Consider the following 1,138-nt stretch of genomic DNA (forward strand, 5'->3'; position numbering starts at 1 on the left):
CCACGAACTCGATCGAGTCGTTGAACAACGAGGTGCGCAAGGCAACCCGGAACCGGGTGCAGTTCACCAGTGATGAGTCCGCGATCAAGACCCTATGGCTGACGATCTGCAACATCGAGGACAAACGGGCTGCGAGACGGGCGAAGAAGGAGAAAGGAGCTGTCAAGCAACCAGAGTCCGGTCGGCTGGTCGAGGGCAAGAAGACCGCCAACTGGAAGCAGGCACTCAACCAGCTGATCGTGGCGTATCCGGAACGTTTCGAGCCCTACCTCTGAGCAATTAATTCAAGCCCTCATACACAAAAGACTTGACACGCTCGCCACGTTTGTCATGACGGCTTACCATTCGGTTGGAATCAGCCTCACACACAATCCATCTGACGCTCCGTCGACGTCGAGCGAGCTACCGTCTTCCTCGCTCCGGTGACAACCGGGAAAACGCGCGCGTCTCAGGAGTCAACAATCTCCGAGCCTTCCGGCGTCGGGACCACCACATCGACCGTCCCGGGCTCAGCAGCATGCAACGCGCAGAAAACCAATCCTCTCTTGGATACAGGTCACCTCTCTGTCGCCGGCGGTCGTGGAGAAGCGATCACCTTCAGTGTGGCCGAGGACCACTTCGATCCCTGCGCCCCGTTGAGTTGGTCGCTCATCACCGGCGGAGTGGGATCTGGAAATTCACTACGGGAAGGGGTCGTCTTTTTCATCGACGGTGAAGCGGTAAATGCTCCGAGAAGAAAAAGTCCTCTCCGTCACGCCCCGTGGAGACGCCTCAGCACGCGTCACCTACGGCATCCTGACGGGACCGCGCGTCACAGGAGAAACCGTCCAAGGATCAGCCACCTTCACTGCCGACCCCGCCGGCGGATTTACCATCTCGGGAAACTCGCTTCCTGCCGTAGCGAATGAGGCCGGTATTCAGGTGGACGTCGGCGCCTTGTAGCTTCTCAAATGACAAGCTGATTGGCACAAAGTAGAGGTCGTATCGACCGGCTTCGTTTATGGAAGACAGCTAGTAGTGCTTTGTTAGGTGGGGGCGCGGCCACAGTACGGGCAATAGGCCAACAACCTGATGACAGCGGTCTGGAGTTCGGCGAGTGTGACATAGAAACTCACACCGCCTTGCGCGCTTTTGGGTC

Annotated in this window: 1 protein-coding gene; it reads left to right on the forward strand. The window is 58.0% G+C overall.

Going from position 1 to position 1,138, the window contains the following annotated elements:
* On the forward strand, positions 1-275 hold a 275-nt coding region (locus tag ACQCVD_RS15435), incomplete at its 5' end, for a transposase (protein ID WP_426824668.1).
* Positions 276-1,138 lie beyond the last annotated feature (863 nt).

The organism is Corynebacterium halotolerans, assembly GCF_050107895.1.
Classification (GTDB): domain Bacteria; phylum Actinomycetota; class Actinomycetes; order Mycobacteriales; family Mycobacteriaceae; genus Corynebacterium; species Corynebacterium halotolerans_B.